The organism is Mesorhizobium sp. M7D.F.Ca.US.004.03.1.1 (assembly GCF_003998635.1).
Classification (GTDB): domain Bacteria; phylum Pseudomonadota; class Alphaproteobacteria; order Rhizobiales; family Rhizobiaceae; genus Mesorhizobium; species Mesorhizobium loti.
Genome location: NZ_RZQG01000874.1, coordinates 1 through 2,434, shown reverse-complemented (window position 1 = coordinate 2,434; position 2,434 = coordinate 1). Strand labels below are relative to the sequence as shown.

General features: G+C 63.4%; 2 protein-coding genes. Both read left to right on the top strand.

Annotated elements, in window-relative coordinates:
* Positions 1–482 precede the first annotated feature (482 nt).
* The gene (locus EN935_RS31200) at positions 483–2,009 is read left to right on the top strand and encodes an ABC-F family ATP-binding cassette domain-containing protein (RefSeq protein ID WP_127265486.1); all 1,527 of its coding nucleotides are present in this window, start codon (positions 483–485) and stop codon (positions 2,007–2,009) included.
* A 131-nt stretch (positions 2,010–2,140) separates the two neighbouring features.
* Positions 2,141–2,434 (top strand): HigA family addiction module antitoxin (locus tag EN935_RS31195; protein ID WP_127373978.1); only part of this gene is annotated, 294 nt, incomplete at its 3' end.

Genomic DNA, 2,434 nt, shown 5'->3' with positions numbered 1-2,434 from the left:
ACCGGCTCCTAGGAGGATCGGGGCGACGCCCGCCGCGAAAAGCGCAGGCCGGGCAAGACGGGCAGGCCGGGGAAGTAGGTTCAAATTATTCGAAACGCCGGCGGGACTGCGCCCCCCTCTCTGTCCTGCCGGACATCTCCCCCACGAGGGGGGGAGATTGGCAGCTTCACCGCATCGCTCCCTCCTGGACCGCCCACTTGCCACCACCCCCGCCTCTGGTGTAACCACTCCGCACACTCAACGTCTTGTCTTGAAAGGAGGGCTCACGTGTTTACGTTTTTTCGTCACCATCGTCAGCGTGGCCCGATTTCTGCCCTGCGAGCTTGCTTGCAGGGCTGACCAGGGACGGTCCGGGTTTTTTCCCGCTTCGATTTTTTGGTCTGCCCTTCGTGGTGTTGCAACGCCGAGCCTGATGGCCAGCCTGCGCACCGTCAAAGTGCATTGAACCGGACTTTTCCTCCGGACAGACCAGAGAAATCAAAATGGCCTTGATCAGCCTCAAATCTCTCGGCGTCACCATGAGTGCGCCGCTGTTTTCCAATCTCGACCTCACCATCGGCAGCGGCGACCGGCTCGGCATCGTTGCCGCCAATGGCCGTGGCAAGTCGACCTTGCTCAAATGCCTGACCGGCGAGATGGAGCCGACCTCCGGCGACATCACCCGCACGCGCGGCCTGCGCGTCGGCCATGTAGAACAATCCGTTGCCCCGGCTCTTCTCAGCCGTACGTTCCACCAGGTGGTGGCGGATGCCTTGCCGGCCGAGCAGGCCGAAAGCGAGTTGTGGCGTGTCGACGTGGTTCTCGATTCGCTCGATGTGCCGGAGCCGATGCGCGAACGGCCAATGCAGGCGCTGAGCGGCGGCTGGCAAAGGCTGGCGCTGATCGCCCGCGTCTGGGTCACCGATCCGGACGTGCTGCTGCTCGACGAGCCGACCAACCATCTCGATCTTGCCCGCATCAGCCAGCTTGAGACCTGGCTGAACACGCTGCCGCGCGAGGTGCCCGTCGTCATCGCCAGCCACGACCGCGCCTTTCTCGACGCCACCACCAACCGGACGCTGTTCCTGCGCCCGGAGCAGTCGCCGGTGTTTGCCTTGCCCTACTCCCGCGCCAGGCAGGCGCTCGACGACGTCGATGCCTCGACGGAGCGCAAGTTCCAGCGCGACATGAAGGTGGCGCAGCAATTGCGCCGGCAGGCGGCCAAGCTCAACAACATCGGCATCAATTCAGGCAGCGATCTGCTGACGGTCAAGACCAAGCAGCTCAACCAGCGCGCGGAGCGACTGGAAGAAGCGGCCGCACCGGCGCACCGCGAAAAGTCGGCGGGTGCCATAAAACTGGCCAATCGCGGCACCCACGCCAAGGTGTTGATCACGCTCGACGACGCGGCTGTCGAAATACCCGACGGCACGCTGTTGTTCAGGACCGGCAAGCGCCACATCTGCCAGGGCGATCGCATCGTCCTGCTCGGCCGCAACGGCGTCGGCAAGTCCCGCTTCGTCACCCTGATCCGCAATGCCATTGTCGAGCCGGACACGGTGCAGAATGTGAAGGTGACGCCGTCGACGGTGCTCGGCTATAGCGACCAGGCGCTGTCCGGCATTGGCGGCGACGACACGCCGCTGGCGGTGGTCTCTGGACGCTACGATGTCGGCGAGCAGCGCGCCCGCTCGCTGCTGGCCGGTGCCGGTGTCGGCATCGACATGCAGGAGCGGAAGATCGGCGTGCTGTCCGGAGGCCAGAAGGCGCGGCTGATGATGCTGGCGCTCAGGCTCGCCAATCCCAACTTCTATCTGCTCGACGAGCCGACCAACCATCTCGACATTGACGGCCAGGAAGCGCTGGAAGCCGAACTGCTGGCGCATCAGGCAAGCTGCGTGCTCGCCTCGCACGACCGCTCCTTCATTCGCGCCATCGGCAACCGCTTCTGGCTGATCGACAAGCGGCGGCTGATCGAAGTCGAGGACCCGGAGGATTTCTTCCGGTCGGTGGCCGAAGCGGCGGGTTGATGGCGACGGAACGACAGAACTCGGGTTCTCGGTTCGCTTTTTAAGGCGCTACGCCTGTAAGCTATTTACTTACAGGTCCGCGTCGATTTCGAGCATATCACTGAGGCGGCCAGATTGGAGAAGTTCGACTTATGACCGTGCACGAGCCGACGCGTCCTATCGAGCGTTGTCCCTCCCACCCGGGAGCGCTGCTTGAGGACATTATCCCGGCAACCGGAAAGACCAAGGTGGAAATTGCAAATCTGCTCGGGATCTCCCGGCAGCAGCTCTATGACATCATCCGCGAAAAGAAGCCGGTTTCGCCGGCTGTGGCCGCTCGCCTCGGAAAGCTGTTCGGCGACGGCGCCGCGATCTGGCTTCGAATGCAGGCGGCTTTCGATACCTGGCACGCAGAGCGTGAAGTTGATGTTTCAGCTATCCCGACG